This window comes from Polaromonas sp., from assembly GCF_035638815.1.
Taxonomy (GTDB): domain Bacteria; phylum Pseudomonadota; class Gammaproteobacteria; order Burkholderiales; family Burkholderiaceae_C; genus Polaromonas.
In genome coordinates, this window is record NZ_DASQZG010000009.1 from 110,855 (window position 1) to 131,467 (window position 20,613).

Here is a 20,613-nt window from a genome sequence, read left to right on the forward strand (position 1 = left end):
CGTCTACGCGTGTGGTGCGGCAAAATGGCCGCATGAGTGATTTCTACATAGGCTTGATGTCGGGCACCTCGCTCGATGGTGCGGATGGTGTGTTGGTTGATTTTTCCGCTTCCGCGCCTCGCGTTTTGCTGGCCGAGTCGGCTTCTTTTTCACCTGCCTTCAAAGCCGAGCTGCTGGCTTTAAACACCTCCGGTGCTGATGAATTGCACCGTGCTGCGCTGGCCGCTAATCAACTCGCCACGACTTACGCGCGGGTTGTCAATGCACTCGTGGAAAAAGCCAACTCGCTTGGTATCTCTGCTGCCCAGATTCAGGCGATAGGCGCACATGGGCAAACCGTGCGCCACCGTCCCCAGGAATTCGCTGAGGACGTGCTCAGTGGCGGCGCCAGCGCGGGCTACACGCTGCAGTTGAACAACCCGGCCTTGCTGGCTGAGCTTACGGGCATCGATGTGGTCGCAGACTTTCGTACCTCAGACCTGGCCGCTGGCGGCCAGGGCGCGCCACTGGTGCCCGCCTTTCACAAAGCCGTTTTTGCGCAGCCCGGAGTCGCCCTGGCCGTGCTCAATATCGGCGGCATCAGCAACCTGACTCTGTTACCCCCCAAGGGGCAGGACGGTACAGAGGGCTTTGACTGCGGCCCTGGCAACGCCCTGATGGACTTCTGGTGCTTCAAACATACTGGACAGGCGTATGACTCAGACGGTGCCTGGGCCGCAACAGGAAAAACCATCCCCGACCTGCTGGCGCGCCTGATGGCTGCGCCTTATTTTGAGAAGACCCCGCCCAAAAGTACCGGACGCGATCTGTTCAATCCGTCCTGGCTGACAAACCAGCTGCAGGGGTTTGAACAACACGCGCCGCAGGATGTGCAAGCCACCCTCACGGCTCTTACCGCACGGGCCTGCGCGCGCGACCTGGTGCAGCACGCCCCCCAAACGAACGAATTGCTGGTGTGCGGCGGGGGTGCTTTCAATACTGAGTTGATGCGTCAGTTGGCCGAGGCTCTGCCAGGCGTCGGAGTTGCATCAACCGCCAGCAAAGGATTGCCTCCGCTGCAGGTGGAGGCCGCAGCCTTTGCCTGGCTGGCCCGGGCCTGGCATCGCAATGAACCCGGCAATTTGCCGGCGGTAACTGGAGCCACTGGGTTGCGCGTACTGGGTGCGCTGTACCGGGCACCACTGAAACAGCCGTAAAAAAAGGACCCGAAGGTCCTTTTTTGCCAGCTGGGAAAGCTCAAGCCGAGAAGCTGGAGCCGCAGCCGCAGGTGCTGGTGGCGTTGGGATTCTTGATCACAAACTGTGCGCCTTCGAGATCGTCCTTGTAGTCGATTTCTGCACCCACCAGGTACTGGTAGCTCATGGCGTCTATCAACAGCGACACACCGTTTTTGGTCATGGTGGTGTCGTCTTCGTTGGTGATTTCATCAAACGTAAAACCGTACGAGAAACCGGAACAACCGCCACCCTGAACGAAAACGCGCAACTTCAAATCAGGATTGCCCTCTTCAGCGATCAGGTCTGCGACCTTGGCCGCCGCGCTGTCGGTGAAGACAAAAGGGTCGGGCATCTGGGTCGGGGGATTTTCGGCTAGTGCGCTCATGGGGAAACTCCGTTCTCAACTAATACCGAATGGTATAGCAAATCAATCAACCATAGGGTCGGTGCTGGCTTTGTCTGCACCCCGTTGTGAGCGCAAACTAACTGAGATGGCCTTACGAATCAGGCGTTGTTGGCCGCCAGCTTGAGAAGAGGTTTATCGCCAACCTCAGATAGTTCAGTCGGACGCAACTGCCCAAAGATAACGGCGCCCTGGTGCATTTCGAGCGCCTTGTATGACACATCACCCTGGATTTTTGCCTTGGGTTGCAATTCAAGCAGCTCAGAAGCGTGAACCGGCCCCATCACACGGCCATTGATGATGACGTGGTCGGCATGGATGTGTCCCGTGACACAAGCAGATTCGCTGATCACAAGAATACTGGGCGTACCTTCAACAGCCCGAATGTCGCCGATGACTTCCCCGTCAATACGCAGGCCATCGGTGAACTTGAGATTGCCTTCAATGCAACTGCCCTGGGCTATCAGGCTCTTGATGGGGGGTTGGTTTCTTTTGCCAAACATAGTCAATCCAGTGATTTAAGGGGTGTCAGAGGCGTCAATTCAGCTTGAACGTTTGCACAGAACGCACTGTCGCGCCTTCCATCACCTTCGCTGTAACTGTTTGTACCACGGCTTGGGGGGGCAGGTCGAGCACTCCTTCGATCCGCCCGTACTGCTTGAACTGAAGGGCCTGTGCGCCGCCTGGCAAGCCTGTGGTCCACGGCTTTCCGGCCAGCTTTCCACTGAATGTCAATTCCAGCTTGCCGTTGAACACCGGGGCGTCCTTGACAGGCTGGATCACCAGCACCTGCCACTTGATCTGCATGTCCGATAACACTTCCGCCTGCAACCCGCGAATGGTGGCGCTTTCGGCGCCGCCTGCGGGCAAAAGCTTCTCAAAAAATCCAAGGTCATCGCGCAGCATGCGGTTGTCCGCTTCCAGTTGCTTGATCTGGGACATCATCTTTTCTTGCGCGGCTTTTTCCGCCGTGAGCAGGCTGCCAGAGGTGTTGGCGATGGACTGCGACTTGTCGCGCTCCTGACGTAGGGCTGCGACTTCTTCGCGCAGTTTGGTCAATTCAGCCTTGGCGGCCCTGTCAAGCCCCGCCAGGCTGACACCCAGTTCAAACGTCCAAAGCGCGATGGCCGCCGAGAAGCCAAGCATCATGGCACCCAAGGCCCAGCGCACAGGCCATGGCATGGCACTGCGAATAGCCATGCGGGGCGAGCTGATGGTCAGGCGGCGGCGAAATAGGCGAAATTTCAAAGGCGGTAGCTGCGGTTTTCTGTTCGGGAGGGTGCATTGTGCACTCAGCGGGCGCGGAGGCGAATCGGGCCCGGGCAAAGCACGGGTAAGCATTTGCGACAAGCCATGAAAAAAGCCGCCAGGCGCAAACCAGACGGCTTTCGGCGAACAGCAAAACGAATTAACGCTTGCTGAACTGCTTGCGGCGACGTGCCGAACGGAAACCGACCTTTTTACGCTCGACTTCACGTGCGTCACGGGTCACAAACCCGGCCTGGCTCAGAGCCGGCTTGAGGGTGGTGTCGTAGTCGATCAGCGCGCGCGTGATGCCGTGGCGGATTGCGCCGGCCTGGCCGGACTCACCACCACCGTGAACGTTGACCATGATGTCGAAGGTTTCGACATGGTTGGTCAGGTGCAGCGGCTGCTTGCAGATCATGATCGAGGTTTCGCGGCCGAAGAACGTTTGAATGTCCCGGTCGTTAACTGTGATCTTGCCTGTGCCTTTTTTGATAAACACGCGGGCGACGCTTGATTTGCGACGGCCGGTGCCATTGTTCCATTCACCAATCATCAATAGCTCCTTAGATGTCCAGCACTTTAGGCTGTTGGGCGGTATGCGGATGCTCTGCACCACCGTACACCTTGAGTTTCTTGATCATGGCGTAGCCAAGCGGGCCCTTGGGCAACATTCCTTTGACGGCTTTTTCCAAAGCGCGGCCAGGATGCTTGGCTTGCATGTCCTTGAAGTTGGTCGCAGAAATACCGCCGGGGTAACCCGAGTGACGGTAATAGATCTTGTCGGTCGACTTGGCGCCGGTGACACGGATCTGGGCTGCGTTGATGATGACGATGAAGTCACCGGTATCGACGTGAGGCGTATAAATGGCCTTGTGTTTGCCGCGCAAACGGAGAGCAACTTCGCTGGCTACTCGTCCGAGGACCTTGTCGGTCGCGTCAATCACAAACCACTCATGGACCACGTCAGCGGGTTTTGCGCTGAAGGTTGTCATAAGTTACTTTACAGTTGGTTTGAGCAGCCCTTTTCCACGGTCGGTGTTTCTCTGATGGAAACCTCTTAGGTGGGGATCAAGCTTCGCCGCGGGGCCAGCCAATCGCTGCGAAGCCCTCGATTATACAAAGTCGGGGCTTCGCGTGGCTAATAAATCGGGCTCCGGCACCAAACCTGCGGTTTCACGGCTTTTTTGGGCATTTTTCAGCCATTTCCGCCCAAAAGAGCGTCCAAACGGGCCGCGGACCAAGTGCCACGTTGTTTTAGCCTCACATAAGCGGAGTGGCGCCCGTTAACATAGCCCCATGTTTAGCTATCGCCACGCCTTTCATGCCGGCAACCATGCCGACGTGCTCAAGCACACCACGCTGATCGCGTTGATGAAGTATTTGACCCAAAAAGACACGGCGCTGACCGTGATCGACACCCATGCGGGGGCCGGGCTGTACCGCCTGGATGGGGACTACACCGAGACCAGCGGGGAGGCCCAAGAAGGGGTGTTCAAGCTGTTTCAGGCATCAAAACCCGCTCCTGCCCTTTCAGATCGGTCGAACATTGCTACTAAAAAGGTAGCGCCCGCCAAACCCGGCAGCACCGCAAAGACGTCCGCCGATGAAGCGCTTGCGCCCGCCCTGCAGGACTATCTGGACGTGTTGCGCGGACTGAACCAGCAGTTTTCGGAGACCGGCGACCCCGCCCACCTGAAAATCTACCCTGGCTCGCCGTTTATCGAGCAGCAGTTTCTCAGTGGCCGCGACAAGCTCAAACTGTTTGAGCTGCACCCTACGGATTTCAAATCCCTCACCGGCAACATTGAGCAACTGGGTGTGGGGCGCCAAGTCAGCGTCGCCAGAGAAGACGGGTTTGAGGTCCTGAAAACCTTTTTACCGCCACCGGCAAGGCGCGCCATGGTGCTGTGTGATCCGAGTTATGAGATCAAGTCCGACTATGGCCGCGTGGCCGCCTGCATGGCCGATGCCGTCAAGCGTTTTGCCACAGGCACCTACGTGGTCTGGTATCCCATCATCCCGCGGCCCGAAGCGCACGATTTGCCGCGCAAACTGAAAACCCTGGCGACCAAGGCGGGCCGGGCATGGCTCAACGCCACGCTCACCGTCAAGTCCAGCAAACTCACCACCGATCAGGAAGGCGAGGTGGTTCGCCCCGGCCTGCCAGCCAGCGGCATGTTTGTCATCAACCCGCCGCACACTCTCAAGGCTGACCTCCAGGCCGCCCTGCCGCAAATGGTGGCGCGTCTGGGGCAGGACCGCAATGCCGGATTCACGCTGGACCATGGGTCCTGATCTTTTCGCGCTGTAGCAAAACGATTCAGGGCGGCAAAATGAACTTGAGTTTCAGCCTGCCTCTGCACTTGAAGTCATGACGTCGCCAAGCACTTCTCTGGCTCACTACCAGACCATGGTCGAGCATGCCGCTGAGGGCATCTGCGTTGGTCAGCACGGCTTGCTGCGCTTTGCCAACGCTTACTGCCTTGTCCTGCTTGGAACCGACACCGCACACATGGCCGACCGCCCCATGATTGAGTACGTGCATCCGGAGGACCGGGCTTTTGTTTCCGGTCAGCAGGAAAAGCGCTCACTCGGCGAGCGGGTGCCCGCTTTTGAAGCCCGCTTCCAGCGACGCGACGGTTCGATTTCATGGGTGGAAATCAATGGCGTGTTGATCGAATGGGAAGGCGCGCCCGCCAATCTGTTTTTTCTGAAAGATGTCACCGAGCGCAGGCGACTGGAAGTGCTGACCCACGCAGCAGCCGAGCGTTACCGCGCTGTGGTGGAAAACGTCAACGACGCGATCGTGGTGATCCAGAATGGCGTCATCCGGTTCTCAAACGCCAGTGCCGAGCTGTTGTTTGGCAGACCGTTGGCGGGCACACCGTCCCTGAACATGATTCACCCAGACGACCGCGCCATCGTGTTGCAGCGGCGCGAGCTGATGCAGGCCGGAACCCTGGTCAGCGCCTATGAGGCCCGCTTTTTAAGCCCCCCGGCCGAAAGCCTGGGTGCCGCAGTGCAACCAGCGCCGCGTGTCGGATGGGCCAATATCTACGGCACACGGATTGACTGGGACGGCGAAGCGGCTTTGCTGGTGATGATGTCGGACATCAGTGAGCGCCGGGAACTGGACGAACGGCTCAAAAGCGCCCTCGCCCAGCGCGAAGCGATTCTGGAAACCACGGCCGTTGGCGTGACGTTTCTGAAGGACCGCCGTCATCAGTGGCTCAATCGAACCCTGGCAAACATGCTGGGCTATACGCCGTCCGAGCTGCTTGGCCAGGAGACCCGGATCCATTACCCCAGCGATGAAGAGTTTGAGTTACTGGGGGAAGAGGCCTACTTTCAGATTGCACAAACCGGCACCTTCTCTGCCGAGGCCCGTATGCAGCGCAAAAACGGCGAGCTGATCTGGGTGCAACTGGACGGCACCGCCCTGAGCCGGGAAAACCCGGAGGAAGGCACGGTCTGGACGTATGTCGATGTCACCCGCCGAAAGGAAGCCGAGCAGGAAACCCGCCATGCGCTGGAGCGGGAACGGGAACTCAGCGAACTCAAGACCCGGTTTGTATCCATGGCGTCGCATGAATTTCGCACGCCGCTGGCAACCATTCTTTCGTCAGCCGAGCTGATTGAGCACTACGGGGAAAAGATCAATGCCGGAGAACGCCAGGAGATCATGACGGACCTTGTGACCGCCGTGAAACGCATGCAGGGCATGCTGGAAGACATGCTCACTGTAGGTCAGGCCGATGCGGGCCGGCTCAAGCTCAAACTTGAGGTCATCGACGTGGGCCGTCTTTGCCAGAAGCTTCTGACCGAAGCCCACACCAGCGACGGCGGTGCCCATGCGATCCGGCTTGAATGCACGCAGAGCAGCAGCGACTTCGCGGCCATGCTGGTGGACGAGCGGCTGATACGCCACATATTGAGCAACTTGCTGTCCAACGCCTGCAAGTACTCCCCGGCCGGGGCGGAGGTGGTGTTGCGCCTGAGCCGCGAGGGTCTTTACCTGGTTTTGCAAGTCAGTGACATGGGTGTTGGCATTGGCGCTGAAGATCTGCCAAGATTGTTTGAAAGTTTTTACCGCGGCAGCAATGTCACCAGCCAGCCCGGCTCAGGCCTGGGTCTGGCCATTGTGAAACGGTCCGTGGACTTGCATCGGGGTAGCATTGCGGTACAGAGCCAGCCAGAATCAGGTACCTTGTTCACGGTCCGCATTCCGACCTCGGGAATTGATACAAAACAGCCAGGCAGCAACGCAGCATGATCACCATTCTTATCGTTGAAGACGACGACGCGATCCGCAACAACATCGTCCGCCTGCTCAAGCTTGAGGGGTTTGACCCCATCTCCGCGCCGGATGGCCGCACAGGGCTGGAGCGTGCGCAGGCCTTCAAACCCGGACTGATCATTTCAGACGTTGGCATGCCCGGCATGAACGGTTTTGAGTTGCTGGCCGCCATACGCGCCGACAAAACCCTGGCTACCCTGCCCTTTATCCTTCTCACCGCGCTGGACGACCGTGAAAGCATGCGCCGCGGCATGACCACGGGCGCCGATGACTATCTGGCCAAACCCTTTACCCGTGTAGAGCTGCTCGATGCGGTGAACGCACAGATCCGCAAGCGCGGGCTGATCCAGGATGCCCTGGACACGGCACTGGCGGCCAGCGAAGACCGCTTGCGAGCTGTCTTTTCAGACCGCATTGGCGGCAACCTGTCGGGGACTTTCCGAAGCGACGCACCCGACGGCGCCATCACCGAGCAACTGCCAGATGCCACCGTGCTGTTTTCAGACATCCGCAATTTCACCTCGCTGGCTGAAAAACTCAACTCCAGCGAAGTCGCCGAACTGTTGACCGAATATTTTGAACACGCCTGCCAGCCCGTGCTGAAAAACGGCGGTGGACATCTTAAATTTATTGGTGATGGGCTCATGTCGGTCTTCACCAACACCACCCACGGGTCGCCGCTTCCGGCGCCGCGCCGGGCCATTTCTGCAGCACTGGCCATGGCCCTGACAGCGCACGAGTTTCGCAGCTGGCTGGAGCACCGCTTCCCCGGCCGCGGGCTGCCGGACTTTGCCATAGGTGTCGGCCTTCACAGTGGCGAAGTCACGCTGTGCCAGCTGGGCGTTGTGCGCAACAAGGAGACATCTCCCATTGGTGACACGGTCAACACGGCCGCTCGCCTGGAAGCCGCCAGCAAGGAATTGGGCTGGACGGTGGTCGCTAGCGACACAGTGTTGACGGGTGCAGGCGAAGGCATTCAAACAGGCTCGCACACCGCTCTGTCAGTCCGTGGCAAGGAGTCCGCCATCAACGTGTTTGAGGTCACCGGCCTCGTTACCTCCATGGCCGACAAGCTGCACGGCATGGCCAGCCTGACCGAGCGTGCGCTGGAAATCAGCGCCGCCGTGAAAAGTAATTCAGAGATCACCGCACGGGCCGTGAAAAGCGCGCTGGACTCCAAACTCTCAGTGCTTCGCGGCGAGGGGTTTGACCCGACCGCTGTGACTGTGCGCCTGAAGGGCTACCGCATCACACAAAAGATTGGCTCCGGCGGCATGACCGAGGTGTACCTTGCAGAGCGCGAGGCGGACGGGCTTCCCATCGTGCTCAAAATTCTGGACTCGCGTGGCAAAGAGGCTTCGGTGCACCTGGTGCGGTTCATTCAGGAATACGCCCTGCTCTCCAAGATCGATCACCCGCACGTCATCAAAATCCACGACCAGGGCTTTAGTGACGAGTACGCCTATATCGCCATGGAGTATTTTGAACGCGGTGATCTGCGCACCTTGTTTGGCCCGGAACTGACGCCGCAGCGCGCAGTTACCGTGGTGGAGCAGATAGCGCTGGCGCTGGCGGCCGTTCACAACCACGGCATCGTGCATCGGGACATCAAACCCGAAAACATCATGTTGCGCGTGGACGGCAGCGTCGCGCTGGCCGACTTTGGTATTGCCAAGTCCATGCTGCAGTCCGAAAACATGGGCTTCACGCAAACGCGCCATGGGGATCTGGTGGGCACGCCGTATTACATGAGTCCTGAACAGGCGAGCGGCAGAGTCGTCACCGCCCGCTCCGATCTTTACAGCCTGGGCGTCATGCTGTTTGAGATGCTGACCAACCGTCGCCCTTTCACAGCGGAATCGCTGGAGTTGCTGCTGGCCAAACACCTCAACGCCGAAACCCCGGCCCTTCCCGCCGCTCATGCAGCACTGCAGCCCATCGTCAACAAGCTGATGGCCAAAAATCCGGAAGACCGGTATGCGTCGGCCGATGCACTGCTGGCGGATTTGACGCGAACAAGCTGACAAACCCATCCAAAAAAGCCATTGAATCATTAACCGACCGCACGGTCGGTTAATTGATATACTGGAATGGACAGCCCCTCCCAGGAGCCCCAAGCATGTATACCCAATCGCTGGACGTGGCCGATGCATCGGCACAACCTCCCGGGGCAGAAACTGCCCCCGACGCGCTGCAAAACCACTTTGACTGCAAGATAGACGCCGACCAGAAAATCGAGCCGCAGGACTGGATGCCGGAGGCCTACCGCCGTACGCTGGTGCGACAAATCAGCCAGCATGCCCACAGCGAAATCATTGGCATGCAGCCCGAGGGGCAATGGATCTCGCGCGCACCTTCGCTCAAGCGCAAAGCCATTTTGCTTGCGAAAGTGCAAGACGAAGGCGGCCACGGTCTCTATCTCTATTCGGCTGCGGAAACACTGGGCGCATCGCGCGAACAACTGCTGGACGCGCTGCATACCGGCAAGGCCAAGTACAGCTCCATCTTCAACTACCCCACATTGCAGTGGGCGGATGTTGGCGTCATTGGCTGGCTGGTGGACGGCGCAGCCATCATGAACCAGGTGCCCATTTGCCGCTGCTCGTACGGGCCCTATGCGCGCGCCATGATCCGTATCTGCAAGGAAGAAAGCTTTCATCAGCGCCAGGGTTTTGAAAGCCTGATGGTGCAGATGCAAGGCACACCCGAACAACGCGCCATGGTGCAGGACGCGGTGAACCGCTGGTGGTGGCCGGTGCTGGCCATGTTTGGCCCGCCAGATGCAGAAAGCAGCAACACGGCGCAGGGCATGCGCTGGGGCATCAAACGCATTTCCAATGACGACCTGCGTCAGAAGTTTGTTGACGCCACAGTGCCGCAGGCCGCGGTTCTTGGCGTCACGCTGCCAGACCCCGACCTGAAGTGGAACGAAGAACGCCAGCAACACGACTACGGCGCCATCGACTGGACAGAGTTCTGGGCCGTGGTTAACGGCAACGGACCGTGCAACAAAGAGCGCCTGGCCAACCGCGTGAAAGCGCATGAGGATGGGCAGTGGGTGCGAGACGCGGCGCAGGCTTATGGCGATAAACAACGCACGCGGGCATTGAAGGAGGCAGCATGAAGACCAACCTTCCCGTTCGCCATGCGCCTGTCGATGGGCTCACCACGGCTTCGGCAGGCTCAGCCCGAACGGTGGCAACCGAGTGGGCACTCTGGGAAGTTTTTGTGCGCAGCAAGCAGGGCCTGGAGCACAAACACTGCGGCAGCCTGCACGCGGTGGACGCACAGCAGGCCCTGCAAATGGCGCGCGATGTTTACACGCGGCGACAGGAAGGCGTGAGCATCTGGGTCGTGCCGTCCAACAACATTACTGCCAGCGAACCCGACGACAAGGCCGCGTTTTTTGAACCCATGGCCGACAAGATCTACCGCCACCCAACTTTCTACGAAATCCCTGATGAAGTGGGCCACATGTGACAACGGTTGGAGCCCCTACCCTCACTGCGCCGCTGGACCTTCTTCTGCACCTCGCCGACAACGCGCTGGTGCTGGGCCAGCGCAATGCCGAATGGTGTGGCAACGGCCCAGTGCTGGAAGAAGACATTGCACTGGCCAACATGAGTCTGGACCTGATAGGCCAGGCGCGCATGTTGTATCAACACGCGGCGGTGGTGCAGGGTGATGGCGCGACAGAAGATTTGCTCGCCTACTTTCGCGACGCCAAAGACTTCCGCAACTTCACCCTCTTGGAGCTTCCGCACACATCGTCATCATCAGAGCGGGACTACGCAGTCACCATCGTCCGCAACTTCCTCTACAGCGCGTTCATGCTGCTGGTGTGGGAAGCCTTGCAGGGGTCGGAAGATACACAGCTTGCGGCCATCGCCGGCAAATCGGTGAAGGAGGTTCGCTACCACTTTCGCCACTCGCGCGACTGGCTGGTGCGGCTGGGCGATGGAACGCCTGAATCCCATGACCGCACACAGGCAGCGGTTAACCTTCTGATGCCGTACACCGCCGAGTTCTGGTTGTCCCCAGTTATAGACCATGCGGACACTGCCGCCCTGCAAGCCAGCTGGGACGAGTGGGTAAATGAAGCATTCATGGAGGCCGGTCTCAAGCGGCCAGACGTCACGGCGACGCTGCCTCAAGGCACGCGTGGTCGGCACAGCGAACACCTGGCGCCTCTACTGAGCGAGATGCAAGGCCTGGCGCGCGCGCACCCGGGCGCTCTATGGTGAGCGCTTTGCACCCACCGCACGTCCCGGGGAACCGTTATGAAACCCCTCCGCTAGCGATCACTCTGCAGCACGTCTGGGACGTGCTCGAAGCCGTACCCGACCCGGAAATCCCGGTGGTGTCAATTCGCGAGTTGGGCATTTTGCGGGACGTGCGGGTTGGCACCGACGGTTTGGAAATTGTCATCACACCCACCTACAGCGGCTGTCCGGCCATGGGTCAGATTGAGGATGACATTCGCTCCGCGCTGGCGCAGCACAACATCAACGCGCGCATCACCACCCAACTGGCACCGGCCTGGACCACGGACTGGATCAGCGCTGCAGCCAAAGCCAAGCTGCGAAGCTACGGCATCGCACCGCCGCACACCCTGGCAGCGGATAGCGACAAGGTCATTCGCTTCGCATCCCGACGTCAGGATGCCGAAGACGTGGCCTGTCCACAATGCGGATCCAGCAACACCACGGAGACATCGCATTTTGGCTCCACCGCCTGCAAGGCCCTCTACAAATGCCTTAATTGCCGCGAACCGTTTGACTACTTCAAGCCCTACTGAACACACTTCTGATGTCGGTTCCGCAATTTCATCCGCTGCTCATCTCCCGCGTCACGCCAGATGCGGCTGGCGCCGTGGTGATCAGCTTTGTTGTTCCGCCGGAATTGCGGCAGGCCTATGGTTTTAAACCGGGGCAATTCCTGACGCTCAAAGCGAATGTGGGCGGCGAGTCTTTGCGGCGAAGTTATTCGATTTGCAGCAGCACGCAGCACTATGCTGTGGCACATGAGGTTGAAGTGGGCATCAAACCCGTTGAAGGCGGCGTGTTCTCCAACTGGGCGACGCAATTAAAAGCCGGCGACACGCTGGAAGTGATGCCGCCCGAAGGCCGCTTCACGCCACGCCTGAACGGCGCCGTGCACCGCGTTGGATGGGCGGCCGGCTCGGGCATCACGCCGCTGCTTTCCATCATGGCCAGCACACTGGCCGGCGAGCCAGACTCGCGTTTTACGCTGGTGTATTGCAACCGCCGTATGGACTCCATTTTATTCAACGAAGCCTTGCAGGATTTAAAGGACCGCTACCCCGCACGCCTGAGCCTCATCCATGTGCTGTCACGTCAGGCGCAGGAAGTAGCGTTGTTCACTGGCCGGCTGGATGCCGCGAAGGTGGGCGAGTTGCTGAACAGCCTGGTGCCTGGCAGCAGCATTGACGAAACCTTTATCTGTGGCCCGGAGGCCATGATTGAAGACTGCGAGAAGGCCCTGCTCGCGGCAGGTGTCCCTCGTGAGCGTATTCACGCGGAACGCTTCAGCACAGCCGTCGGACCAGACGCTTCAAAATTGATAGCAGGCTTCGCCCGACATAAAAGGGCAAACCAGCGAAATGATCATGAACTGCCAGCGCCAGAGGCCCCCATCCGCCTCTCGGTGGTGCTGGACGGCAAATCGCACGAACTACGAATGACAGCTGAGGACCGGATTCTCGATGTGGCGCTGGCTGCCGGGCTGGACCTGCCTTACAGCTGCAAGGGAGGCGTCTGCTGCACCTGCCGCGCCAAAGTGCTTGCTGGCGAAGTAGCCATGGTGAAAAACTTCACCCTTGAAGAATGGGAAGTCAACAAAGGATTTGTGCTCAGCTGCCAGGCCCGGGCACTGACGGAACACGTCAGCATTAGCTACGACGAAAGGTAAGTTGCTTCCACGGACGCTGCATCCCGTTCATCCTGAGCTTGTCGAAGGATCCGCCCCAAGGACCGGCAGATTCGACTACCGCGTGCGGGAGTTCCACACGTGCAGCTCGAAGGAAGAACCGTCCGGCGGAATTTTCATAAGCTTGAGCACGGACTGCGATGCTTCTGACGCCGCCTTTTCCCAACGCGCAACAACCTGGATTTCTTCATCGGTCCGGACCTCGCGCGGATTTTCAGCGCGCATGGAACGCACGGCCAGGTACTCGCAATAAGCGCCCCGGACGGCGGACGCGCCGCCGAAAATACGCTCCAGCACCTGCAAATACTTGTCCTCTGCCGCCTTGCGCTTTTCGTCAGCCAGGTCCGGCGCTCCCAGCAATGAGGCGTTGTATCGGGTCTGTGATGTCATGTTTGCTTACAACCTGTGGGCGAAGATAGGGCCCGATCTTACTGCCAGGTTTCCCTAAATCAAGCGGTAGCCTGAGGCGATCAGAAGAAGCGACAGCACCAGTGACGCCCACAAAGGTGAAGCGGGAAAAGCCGCCACACCCACAGCCGAAAAAATCAGCATGTAGGTGCCGATCACTTTTAGCGCCCCGAAATCACCAGCGCTCACCGCACGAATTGCAAGATGCCCCACCAGCATGATCAGCGGGCCCGCCATGACAAACCAAAACGCCGTGCGCCTGATCTCTGGTTCACCAAATTGACCGGTAAAACCGTCCATCAAGGCGGCCATGAGAGGCGCCTGAAATTTCAACAGACCGAAAACAATGTGGGCGACGCCCAAAACAAAGACGGCCCACACGACGACTCTTGACATGCCCCGCTCCCTCTAATATTGACGTTGATTGAGAAGACCATTTTTAGTACTTCAGCGCAGTGCTCTTGCCCCAAAACACCCGGTAAGCAAACACGGTATACCCAATGATCATGGGCAGAACCACAGCCGCGCCAACCAGAATGACGCCCATGGCTTCGGGCGCGGTGGCGGCTTGCCAGACGGTGATTCGGTCAATCACCAGCCAGGGAAACAGGCTGTAGGCCAGTCCATAAAAAGCCAGCAGAAACACGCCGACCGTTGCGCCAAACGGGACCCACGCGCCGTACTCGTTGCCCTGCGCCAGCCGCACTGGCAAGCGCTGCAGGCTGCGGTAAATCACGGCAAACAACACCGCCGTGGCGGCAGGAATCGGCAGCAGCAGAACGATGTTCGGAAACGAAAACCATTTCTCAAAAATGCTTTGACTGACCAGCGGCGTTGCGATTGAAATCGCGGCAATGCCCGCCATGGTGAACAGCAGACTGGCACGCGCCCAGCGCACGGCTTTCATTTGCAGCTCACCTTCAGACTTGATGATCAGCCAGCCCGCGCCGAGCAGGCAATACGCTGCGACCAGCGCCAGACCAATCAGGCCGTTAAAAGCCATGACCCACCAGTCAGACGCAAAGCCGGTGATCAGCGATCCCAGCATGTAGCCCTGGCTCCAGCTGGCCAGGAGTGAACCGGTGTAAAACAGTCGGTTCCACAAAGGCTTGTGCGCCGCCCGCGCCTTGACGCGAAAGTCAAAGGCCACCCCGCGCAGCGTCAGCCCGATCAACATCATGGCCACCGGCAAATACAGCGCGCCCAGGATCACGCCATGGGCCAGCGGAAACACGGTGAGCATGATGCCGACCCCCAGCACCAGCCAGGTTTCATTGGCATCCCAGAATGGGCCGATGCTGGCGATCATGGTGTCCTTGTCATCATCGCTGGCGCGGCGCATCAACACGCCCACACCCAGGTCGTAGCCATCCAGAATCACATAGGCCAGCATGGCCAGTCCCATCACCACCAGAAAGACAATCGGCATCCAGCCGGCGGCTTGCGTCAGGTCGGGCATCAGGATGGAAGAATCAAGCATTGGGGGCTCCTTCTTGCTCCGGGTAGTTCACCACGTTGAGCTGCCTCTCGGTATCTCCGGCGGTTTCATCATCGCCAAAAGGTTTGTCGGCGTGCTTCTTGTGCCGCGCGAGGTAAAACACGACCGAGATGTAGGCAACCGTCAACGCCGCATACAACACGAGGTACAGCACCAGCGTGAAAGCAATGCGCGGCGCCGGCACTGTCGAAGCCGCCTCCGCTGCGGTGAGCACGCCGGTCACCAGCCAGGGTTGCCGGCCAATTTCAGTAACGTACCAGCCTGCAATCAACGCCACCCAGCCGGCAAAAGTCATGGCGACCAATAGCTTTGCATGCCAGGGGCGCAGCGTGCGATCGGTACCCTTTTTCCACGGAGCGAGTTGCCACGTGGCGGACCAACTCACCGCCAACATCAGTAAGCCCATACCGACCATGATGCGAAAAGCCCAGAACACCGGCGCCACTGGCGGGTGCTTCCCTTCGAACTGGTCCAGGCCTTTGATCTCTCCATCAAGCGAATGTGTGAGGTAGAGCGATGCCAGTTTGGGAATTGCAATTTCATACCGGTTTTCTTTGGCCTCGCTGTCGGGCAAGCCAAACAACACGGCGGGCGCGCCCTTGCCGGTTTTCCAGATACCCTCCATCGCAGCCAGCTTTGCGGGCTGGTGCTCCAGCGTATTCAGGCCATGCAGATCGCCCGCAATGATTTGAAGCGGGATCAGCATGGCGGCCAGATAGACGCCGGTTTTCAGAGCGGCGATCACCTCGGCGCTGCGGTCGTTGCGAAGCCACCGGTAGGCTGAAATGCCAGCAACCAGAAACGCAACCGTCAGTCCCGAGGCCAGCATCATGTGGGTGAATCGGTAGGGAAATGATGGGTTGAAGATCACCTCAAACCAGCTGGTCACATGGGCCTGACCATTGATCATTTCAAAGCCGGCAGGCGTTTGCATCCAGGAGTTGAGCGCAAGAATCCAGAAGGCCGAGAGCGTGGTGCCGCCGGCCACCAGCAGGGTGGCTATGGTGTGCATGCGCTCGCTGACACGCTCACGCGCAAACAGCATCACGCCCAGCATGGTCGCTTCCAGGAAGAATGCCGTCAGCACCTCATAGGCCAGCAACGGCCCGGCAATGTTGCCCACCTTCTGCATGTAGCCCGGCCAGTTGGTCCCGAACTGAAAACTCATGGTGATACCGCTGACCACGCCCAGCGCAAAGGTCAGCGCAAAAATTTTCACCCAGAACTGATAGGCGTCCATCCAGTGTTGCTGGCCAGTTTTGACAAAGCGCAACTTGAAAAACAGCAACACCCAGCCCAGCGAAATGCTGATGGTGGGAAACAGGATGTGAAAAGTGATGTTGGCCGCAAACTGGATGCGCGCGAGCAGGAATGCGTCAAGGCCGTCCATGGTCAGCTTCTTTCCTCGTTAGTTGGGGTTTTGGGTCCTGCGGGTCGCCCTGTCAAACCGGCCTTCACGCTGCTGGTGACCTTGCCCGTGGCTTCCAGCAGCTTTTGCACTTTGGCGCCCATTTTCATCAGCTTGATCAAAGTGGCGGAGTCCATCTTCTGCACATCGGCCAGCCAGCCGGTCATGAGCTCGATCAAATCGTGCATCTGCTTCATGCGCGCCTGGGCGTGGATGTCGTCGCCAGTAGAAGGCTGCTCCATCAGCGCGTCGCGCAGCATGGACAAGGTGGGATCAATCTCGCGCTTGCGTCGCTCCTCGGCCAGCGTACGGAAGATGGCCCACACATCTTCAGGCGCCTGGAAATACTCGCGCCTGTCGTTGGGCAGGTGCTGCAGCCGCACCAGATTCCACGACTGCAACTCCTTCAAACCCATGCTCACGTTGGAGCGGGAAAAAGCCAACGCCTCGCCAATCTCATCAGCATTCAGCGCGCGCGGGGACACATACAGCAGCGCGTAAATTTGCCCCACAGTGCGGTTGATGCCCCACCGGCTTCCCATCTCGCCGAAATGCAGGACAAAACGCTGGGTCAGGGGGGCGAGGTTCATGGCTTTTGATTTACTGAGTTTTCAGGAATTACTGAAATTATAGGAAATATTGATGCAGATCAAGCTTCATGTTCTTTTGCCATGGCGATTCAGGGGGTTTTGCGAACGGACCCCGAAACGGAGGCCGTCCAGATGAGGGGGCGCGATGCGGCCCGCCGCGCCTAAACTCGCGGCTGCGAAGTTTGGCGCTTGGTTATCCGAGTGAGGGGTAGCAGAAAATGAGGAACATTCATGCAAAAGCTAAAGCGCACGCGTATTTGACACGTCCAGAATACCAAGCGCAAGTTCATAGCCATATGGTTTTGGCGCAGGTCCCAATTACAAAACTAACGTCATGGAAAACGTGCCCGACTTTCTATCCCTGGAGGCTTTCCTTCGTTCGATTCCTGGAGTGCATTCGTCGTTCGGTCACGGAATTGAGAACGATGGCCGGTGGTGGGTCAAGTTATCCATCGACACTGACAACAAGCTCGCCTGGCATGTGGTTCAAGAGCTTGGCCACGTCTTGAACTATCTTTCCATCGACGAACGCCTGCCAACCGTATTCAAACCCGTCTCGCCGCCGCGTTACATGAATGGTGGACCTGCAGAGTTTCTTTCCTGGGTCATTGAGTGCCCAGAGCCCTCTTTCAAGCCTGACACCGTCGCCAGGTTGCTTGAGGAGCGTCTTCCGCAACCCGTCGATGACATCCGCCAGTGGGGCAATAGTGAGTGATGTGTGACCCTGACCACGCAAACCAAATGCTCCAACCAGAGACCCCGCCCCAAGTTCGCCAGGCCATCATCCTGCTCTGGGTGGCGCAAATCGTGGTGGTGATTGACGCGGTTCTTACGCTGATCAATCCCGAGCCCGACATGGCCGGGGAAACAGGCTTTCTTGTCTTTCTGTTTCTGATCGTGTTGGCTGTGTACGCCACGCTCATCACCTTTGCAGCACGACGAAAAAACTGGGCGCGAATCGCGCTGCTCATCTCCGTCATCAGTACAAGCGCGGGCTATTTTTTATTGCCGTCAGAAACACCTGACCCATGGTGGACAGAGGCCAATTTCTGGCTCAGCTCCATTCTGGAACTGCTCGCAATGTACTGGCTGTTCTCCGGCGCCGGAGCGCGTTGGTACGCCGTCAAGGCGCTACAGTAGGCGCCTCGACCCAAATGGAGCGCGCAATGACGACCAGCTTTCTCCAGACCAGGTACCAGAACTATGTGCGCTGGCGGCACGCCCCGGCGACGCGGCGTGACCGCATCATTGGCGCTGTCATCGGCGGCATGGGTTGCTTCTGGATCGGCGTTCTCGGCAGGCTCGCGCTGGGTCCCTTGCCTGTCTCTGTGTCTGCCCTGGGGTGGTGGGCTTTGGGCTCTGTACTCCTCGGGGTCATGCTCGGCATCTTTTTTCCGAAGATTGTTTCTGTGGTTTGTTTGCCGTTTTCCAGCTTTGGGGGCGGTGGTTGAATGTCCTTCAGAAACTCTGCGTTCGGTTCCCGCGCATGCGCAGTCGAGTTGAAGTTCTGTTCAATGACTTGCCGTTTCGCTGAAAGAATCTATGTCCTACAAATGCTCCCACTGCGGCAACACACACGATGAACTTCCGCGCTACTTCATGTGGCACGCTCCGGAAACTGACCAGGGCCGCGTCATTGACGTGGTGGAAGACAGCAAATCCATGTGCCGCGGCGGGGACAGCCAGTTCTTTGTGCACTGCGAAATCGAGTTGCCGCTGGCTGAAGCCGAAGGCGACCCCTTGGGATGTATCTGCTGGGTCGAGGTGTCGCTATCCGACTACCAACGGTTGATCCACTTCAGGGAAAACGAAGACGCACAGCCCCACTATGCGGACCTGGTCGAGGGAAAACTCGCCAACCCGGTTCAGGGCATCGCCCACTCGTACGGAACGCCGGTGAAGTTCAAAGTGATCAAAGGCGATCCGACACCCTACATCAAGTGGGTCGCGCCGGGCACGGCTATAGCGGCGATTTTGGCGTCGGGCGTATCGATGGACTTTTGGCACGATGTGGCGGCGGGGCGATTGCGGCCATTGGGCAACTAGCACCATCCAGAATTTTTGCTCTTATTTTGATAGCGAACTTTGTCCATTGTTAAAGGGTGAGGTGCCAATTTAGCTCGCAACCTCTTTACCACCCTCCCACAGGAGCGCGTCTCATGAACTTCGGCAAAACAACTCCCATACTCCGCATCTTCGACGAAGCCAAGGCGCGCGAATTCTATGTCGGGTTTCTGGGCTTCACGGTCGACTGGGAGCACCGTTTTGGAGAAGGCATGCCGCTGTACCTGCAGGTATCCAAAGGCGGCTGCGTCATCCATTTGTCAGAGCATCATGGCGACTGCAGTCCCGGCGCGGCGCTGCGGATTGAAACCGACGAAATCGACGCGTTTCAGGCGGAACTGCTGGCCAGGCAATACACCTATGCCAAACTGCACATCGAAGACACACCCTGGGACAGCCGGGACATGTCCATCAAGGATCCATTTGGCAACCGGCTCACTTTCACCAACACCATCAGCACATAAAGAGTGCTGTCGGCAGGCAGCTATGTCATCCCACCGACACATTGCCCGCGAAAAGTCATGTCATGACCGATCCACTCACCCTGCGCCCTGCCATCGCGTCTGACTTGCCGGGCGTGTTGCGCCTTTACGCCCAGCCAGACATTGACGACGGAGATGTTCTTGCCTTGCCGGACGCAACGCGCCTCTGGGAGCGTATGGCCACCTACCCCAACTACAAGCTGCATGTGGCTGTGGAGGGCGCAGGTGTTGTGGGGACCTTTGCGCTGCTCATCATGGATAACATCGGTCATCTCGGTGCGCCCTCTGCGATTGTTGAAGATGTAGCGGTAGACCCTGCGATGCAAGGCCGTGGCATCGGCAAGGCCATGATGCGCCATGCAATTACGCTGGCAACGCAAAGCGGGTGCTACAAGCTCACGCTGTCGTCCAACCTCAAACGCGACAAGGCGCACGCGTTTTATGAGTCACTTGAGTTTGAGCGCCACGGCTACAGCTTTCGCATGGCGCTGCCTTCTGCGCCACCCTACACGCTGTTAATTCAGGAGCTGCTTGCGCCCGATGGATAAAGGCCGGAGGCCGATTTGATGCCTGAGCCAGACACCAGCCAAGGCAAGTCAGCGCGGGCGCGGCGTGCTCCGGGCGACGGGTTGGCGCTTTCTGGCTGGGGGTGCTGGCGAGATCCGGGTGAGTGAGGGCGTGGAATCCGGCACCAGCAGCAACACGTCTTTCACGCCCAGCCCCAGCATGCCAATGGACTCGGCGGCGGCACGGCTGAGGTCAATCACGCGGCCTCGGCTAAACGGGCCCCGGTCGGTGATGCGTACATCGACCTCTTTGCCGTTGACCAGGCTGCGCACGCGCACCACCGTGCCAAAAGGCAGGGTTTTGTGTGCGGCGGTCATCTCGTTCATGTTGTAGCGCTCGCCATTGGCGGTGCGCCTGCCATGGAAGCGGGGGCCATACCAGGAAGCCTTGCCCTGCTCGAACTCTTTGGGTGTTTCGCCGGCCAGCAAGCTCGGGGGCTCCGCAACAGGCACTGCAAGCATTGGTGCCTCCGCCACGGGCGC

General features: G+C 58.9%; 26 protein-coding genes. 15 read left to right on the forward strand and 11 right to left on the reverse strand.

Annotated elements, in window-relative coordinates; genetic code table 11:
- Nucleotides 1–32: 32 nt before the first annotated feature.
- Nucleotides 33–1,196, forward strand: a complete 1,164-nt coding sequence (locus VE934_RS04440; protein ID WP_324884730.1) for an anhydro-N-acetylmuramic acid kinase — start codon at nt 33–35, stop codon at nt 1,194–1,196.
- Nucleotides 1,197–1,236: 40 nt separating this feature from the next.
- Here the strand turns inward: VE934_RS04440 and erpA are convergent, their stop codons facing one another.
- From erpA to rplM, 5 genes are all read right to left on the reverse strand, one after another.
- Nucleotides 1,237–1,602, reverse strand: a complete 366-nt coding sequence (gene erpA / locus VE934_RS04445) for an iron-sulfur cluster insertion protein ErpA (protein WP_324884732.1) — start codon at nt 1,600–1,602, stop codon at nt 1,237–1,239.
- Between the two features lie 119 nt (nt 1,603–1,721).
- Nucleotides 1,722–2,123 (reverse strand): polymer-forming cytoskeletal protein, encoded by a 402-nt coding sequence (locus VE934_RS04450; RefSeq protein WP_324884734.1) that lies wholly within the window; start codon nt 2,121–2,123, stop codon nt 1,722–1,724.
- A 34-nt stretch (nt 2,124–2,157) separates the two neighbouring features.
- Complete coding sequence (locus VE934_RS04455; protein WP_324884736.1) at nt 2,158–2,868, reverse strand: DUF6776 family protein; 711 nt, start codon at nt 2,866–2,868, stop codon at nt 2,158–2,160.
- A gap of 160 nt (nt 2,869–3,028) precedes the next feature.
- Nucleotides 3,029–3,421 carry a 30S ribosomal protein S9 gene (gene rpsI / locus VE934_RS04460; RefSeq protein ID WP_324884738.1) on the reverse strand — a complete coding sequence of 131 codons (393 nt, stop codon included), beginning with the start codon at nt 3,419–3,421 and terminating at the stop codon, nt 3,029–3,031.
- 10 nt (nt 3,422–3,431) lie between these two features.
- Complete coding sequence (gene rplM / locus VE934_RS04465; protein WP_324884740.1) at nt 3,432–3,860, reverse strand: 50S ribosomal protein L13; 429 nt, start codon at nt 3,858–3,860, stop codon at nt 3,432–3,434.
- Between the two features lie 304 nt (nt 3,861–4,164).
- Here rplM and VE934_RS04470 point away from each other — a divergent pair, with 304 nt between their 5' ends.
- From VE934_RS04470 to VE934_RS04505, 8 genes are all read left to right on the forward strand, one after another.
- Nucleotides 4,165–5,163 (forward strand): 23S rRNA (adenine(2030)-N(6))-methyltransferase RlmJ, encoded by a 999-nt coding sequence (locus VE934_RS04470; protein WP_324884742.1) that lies wholly within the window; start codon nt 4,165–4,167, stop codon nt 5,161–5,163.
- A gap of 76 nt (nt 5,164–5,239) precedes the next feature.
- Nucleotides 5,240–7,141: a PAS domain S-box protein gene (locus VE934_RS04475; RefSeq protein WP_324884744.1), complete on the forward strand. Its 1,902-nt coding sequence runs from the start codon at nt 5,240–5,242 to the stop codon at nt 7,139–7,141.
- Entirely contained in the window at nt 7,138–9,189 is a 2,052-nt protein-coding gene (locus VE934_RS04480) for a protein kinase domain-containing protein (RefSeq protein WP_324884746.1), read from the forward strand. Before VE934_RS04475 ends, VE934_RS04480 begins: the two co-directional genes overlap by 4 nt.
- Nucleotides 9,190–9,284: 95 nt before the next feature.
- Nucleotides 9,285–10,289: a 1,2-phenylacetyl-CoA epoxidase subunit PaaA gene (paaA, locus tag VE934_RS04485; protein WP_324884748.1), complete on the forward strand. Its 1,005-nt coding sequence runs from the start codon at nt 9,285–9,287 to the stop codon at nt 10,287–10,289.
- Nucleotides 10,286–10,645 carry a 1,2-phenylacetyl-CoA epoxidase subunit PaaB gene (gene paaB / locus VE934_RS04490; RefSeq protein ID WP_324884749.1) on the forward strand — a complete coding sequence of 120 codons (360 nt, stop codon included), beginning with the start codon at nt 10,286–10,288 and terminating at the stop codon, nt 10,643–10,645. The genes paaA and paaB overlap by 4 nt, the downstream gene beginning before the upstream one ends.
- The gene (gene paaC / locus VE934_RS04495; RefSeq protein WP_324884751.1) at nt 10,642–11,409 is read left to right on the forward strand and encodes a 1,2-phenylacetyl-CoA epoxidase subunit PaaC; all 768 of its coding nucleotides are present in this window, start codon (nt 10,642–10,644) and stop codon (nt 11,407–11,409) included. Before paaB ends, paaC begins: the two co-directional genes overlap by 4 nt.
- Complete coding sequence (paaD, locus tag VE934_RS04500) at nt 11,403–11,963, forward strand: 1,2-phenylacetyl-CoA epoxidase subunit PaaD (RefSeq protein WP_414693811.1); 561 nt, start codon at nt 11,403–11,405, stop codon at nt 11,961–11,963. The genes paaC and paaD overlap by 7 nt, the downstream gene beginning before the upstream one ends.
- A gap of 11 nt (nt 11,964–11,974) precedes the next feature.
- Nucleotides 11,975–13,096, forward strand: coding sequence for a 2Fe-2S iron-sulfur cluster-binding protein (locus VE934_RS04505; protein WP_324884753.1), 1,122 nt, complete (start codon nt 11,975–11,977; stop codon nt 13,094–13,096).
- 75 nt (nt 13,097–13,171) lie between these two features.
- On the opposite strand, the gene VE934_RS04510 is transcribed toward VE934_RS04505, so the two are convergent.
- Genes VE934_RS04510 through VE934_RS04530 form a run of 5 tightly spaced genes read right to left on the reverse strand, consistent with a single transcriptional unit; the run spans nt 13,172 to nt 17,018 of the window.
- Nucleotides 13,172–13,504, reverse strand: a complete 333-nt coding sequence (locus tag VE934_RS04510; RefSeq protein ID WP_324884755.1) for a hypothetical protein — start codon at nt 13,502–13,504, stop codon at nt 13,172–13,174.
- A 54-nt stretch (nt 13,505–13,558) separates the two neighbouring features.
- Nucleotides 13,559–13,918, reverse strand: coding sequence for a DUF6463 family protein (locus VE934_RS04515; RefSeq protein WP_324884757.1), 360 nt, complete (start codon nt 13,916–13,918; stop codon nt 13,559–13,561).
- 43 nt (nt 13,919–13,961) lie between these two features.
- A complete protein-coding gene (locus tag VE934_RS04520) occupies nt 13,962–15,002 on the reverse strand; it encodes a cytochrome d ubiquinol oxidase subunit II (protein WP_324884759.1) in 1,041 nt (346 codons plus the stop codon).
- The gene (locus VE934_RS04525) at nt 14,995–16,410 is read right to left on the reverse strand and encodes a cytochrome ubiquinol oxidase subunit I (protein WP_324884761.1); all 1,416 of its coding nucleotides are present in this window, start codon (nt 16,408–16,410) and stop codon (nt 14,995–14,997) included. Before VE934_RS04525 ends, VE934_RS04520 begins: the two co-directional genes overlap by 8 nt.
- Nucleotides 16,411–16,412: 2 nt before the next feature.
- Nucleotides 16,413–17,018, reverse strand: a complete 606-nt coding sequence (locus tag VE934_RS04530) for a GbsR/MarR family transcriptional regulator (protein WP_324884763.1) — start codon at nt 17,016–17,018, stop codon at nt 16,413–16,415.
- A 334-nt stretch (nt 17,019–17,352) separates the two neighbouring features.
- On the opposite strand from VE934_RS04530, the gene VE934_RS04535 reads away from it, so the two are divergent.
- The 6 genes from VE934_RS04535 (at nt 17,353) to VE934_RS04560 (ending at nt 20,112) form a co-directional block, all read left to right on the forward strand.
- Nucleotides 17,353–17,733 (forward strand): hypothetical protein, encoded by a 381-nt coding sequence (locus tag VE934_RS04535; RefSeq protein ID WP_324884765.1) that lies wholly within the window; start codon nt 17,353–17,355, stop codon nt 17,731–17,733.
- 26 nt (nt 17,734–17,759) lie between these two features.
- Nucleotides 17,760–18,158, forward strand: a complete 399-nt coding sequence (locus tag VE934_RS04540; protein ID WP_324884767.1) for a hypothetical protein — start codon at nt 17,760–17,762, stop codon at nt 18,156–18,158.
- Nucleotides 18,159–18,184: 26 nt separating this feature from the next.
- Nucleotides 18,185–18,469: a hypothetical protein gene (locus VE934_RS04545; RefSeq protein ID WP_324884769.1), complete on the forward strand. Its 285-nt coding sequence runs from the start codon at nt 18,185–18,187 to the stop codon at nt 18,467–18,469.
- A gap of 91 nt (nt 18,470–18,560) precedes the next feature.
- Entirely contained in the window at nt 18,561–19,064 is a 504-nt protein-coding gene (locus VE934_RS04550; protein WP_324884771.1) for a DUF2199 domain-containing protein, read from the forward strand.
- Nucleotides 19,065–19,177: 113 nt separating this feature from the next.
- Nucleotides 19,178–19,546, forward strand: a complete 369-nt coding sequence (locus tag VE934_RS04555) for a glyoxalase superfamily protein (RefSeq protein ID WP_324884773.1) — start codon at nt 19,178–19,180, stop codon at nt 19,544–19,546.
- 62 nt (nt 19,547–19,608) lie between these two features.
- On the forward strand, nt 19,609–20,112 hold the full coding sequence (locus tag VE934_RS04560; protein WP_324884775.1) for a GNAT family N-acetyltransferase: 504 nt from the start codon (nt 19,609–19,611) through the stop codon (nt 20,110–20,112).
- A 48-nt stretch (nt 20,113–20,160) separates the two neighbouring features.
- On the opposite strand, the gene VE934_RS04565 is transcribed toward VE934_RS04560, so the two are convergent.
- Nucleotides 20,161–20,592 (reverse strand): septal ring lytic transglycosylase RlpA family protein, encoded by a 432-nt coding sequence (locus tag VE934_RS04565; RefSeq protein WP_324884777.1) that lies wholly within the window; start codon nt 20,590–20,592, stop codon nt 20,161–20,163.
- Between the last annotated feature and the right edge of the window lie 21 nt (nt 20,593–20,613).

Bases quoted from the DNA above. Each gene is read 5' to 3' on its own strand.
- VE934_RS04540 (WP_324884767.1), top strand. From the start codon at position 17,760: ATGCTCCAACCAGAGACCCCGCCCCAAGTTCGCCAGGCCATCATCCTG.
- paaD (WP_414693811.1), top strand. From the start codon at position 11,403: ATGGTGAGCGCTTTGCACCCACCGCACGTCCCGGGGAACCGTTATGAA.
- rplM (WP_324884740.1), bottom strand. From the start codon at position 3,860: ATGACAACCTTCAGCGCAAAACCCGCTGACGTGGTCCATGAGTGGTTT.
- VE934_RS04440 (WP_324884730.1), top strand. From the start codon at position 33: ATGAGTGATTTCTACATAGGCTTGATGTCGGGCACCTCGCTCGATGGT.
- VE934_RS04545 (WP_324884769.1), top strand. From the start codon at position 18,185: ATGACGACCAGCTTTCTCCAGACCAGGTACCAGAACTATGTGCGCTGG.
- VE934_RS04470 (WP_324884742.1), top strand. From the start codon at position 4,165: ATGTTTAGCTATCGCCACGCCTTTCATGCCGGCAACCATGCCGACGTG.
- paaA (WP_324884748.1), top strand. From the start codon at position 9,285: ATGTATACCCAATCGCTGGACGTGGCCGATGCATCGGCACAACCTCCC.
- VE934_RS04535 (WP_324884765.1), top strand. From the start codon at position 17,353: ATGGAAAACGTGCCCGACTTTCTATCCCTGGAGGCTTTCCTTCGTTCG.
- VE934_RS04560 (WP_324884775.1), top strand. From the start codon at position 19,609: ATGACCGATCCACTCACCCTGCGCCCTGCCATCGCGTCTGACTTGCCG.
- VE934_RS04520 (WP_324884759.1), bottom strand. From the start codon at position 15,002: ATGCTTGATTCTTCCATCCTGATGCCCGACCTGACGCAAGCCGCCGGC.
- VE934_RS04505 (WP_324884753.1), top strand. From the start codon at position 11,975: ATGTCGGTTCCGCAATTTCATCCGCTGCTCATCTCCCGCGTCACGCCA.
- VE934_RS04550 (WP_324884771.1), top strand. From the start codon at position 18,561: ATGTCCTACAAATGCTCCCACTGCGGCAACACACACGATGAACTTCCG.
- VE934_RS04530 (WP_324884763.1), bottom strand. From the start codon at position 17,018: ATGAACCTCGCCCCCCTGACCCAGCGTTTTGTCCTGCATTTCGGCGAG.
- rpsI (WP_324884738.1), bottom strand. From the start codon at position 3,421: ATGATTGGTGAATGGAACAATGGCACCGGCCGTCGCAAATCAAGCGTC.
- erpA (WP_324884732.1), bottom strand. From the start codon at position 1,602: ATGAGCGCACTAGCCGAAAATCCCCCGACCCAGATGCCCGACCCTTTT.
- VE934_RS04450 (WP_324884734.1), bottom strand. From the start codon at position 2,123: ATGTTTGGCAAAAGAAACCAACCCCCCATCAAGAGCCTGATAGCCCAG.
- VE934_RS04525 (WP_324884761.1), bottom strand. From the start codon at position 16,410: ATGGACGGCCTTGACGCATTCCTGCTCGCGCGCATCCAGTTTGCGGCC.
- VE934_RS04515 (WP_324884757.1), bottom strand. From the start codon at position 13,918: ATGTCAAGAGTCGTCGTGTGGGCCGTCTTTGTTTTGGGCGTCGCCCAC.
- VE934_RS04565 (WP_324884777.1), bottom strand. From the start codon at position 20,592: ATGCTTGCAGTGCCTGTTGCGGAGCCCCCGAGCTTGCTGGCCGGCGAA.
- VE934_RS04475 (WP_324884744.1), top strand. From the start codon at position 5,240: ATGACGTCGCCAAGCACTTCTCTGGCTCACTACCAGACCATGGTCGAG.
- VE934_RS04510 (WP_324884755.1), bottom strand. From the start codon at position 13,504: ATGACATCACAGACCCGATACAACGCCTCATTGCTGGGAGCGCCGGAC.
- VE934_RS04555 (WP_324884773.1), top strand. From the start codon at position 19,178: ATGAACTTCGGCAAAACAACTCCCATACTCCGCATCTTCGACGAAGCC.
- paaB (WP_324884749.1), top strand. From the start codon at position 10,286: ATGAAGACCAACCTTCCCGTTCGCCATGCGCCTGTCGATGGGCTCACC.
- VE934_RS04480 (WP_324884746.1), top strand. From the start codon at position 7,138: ATGATCACCATTCTTATCGTTGAAGACGACGACGCGATCCGCAACAAC.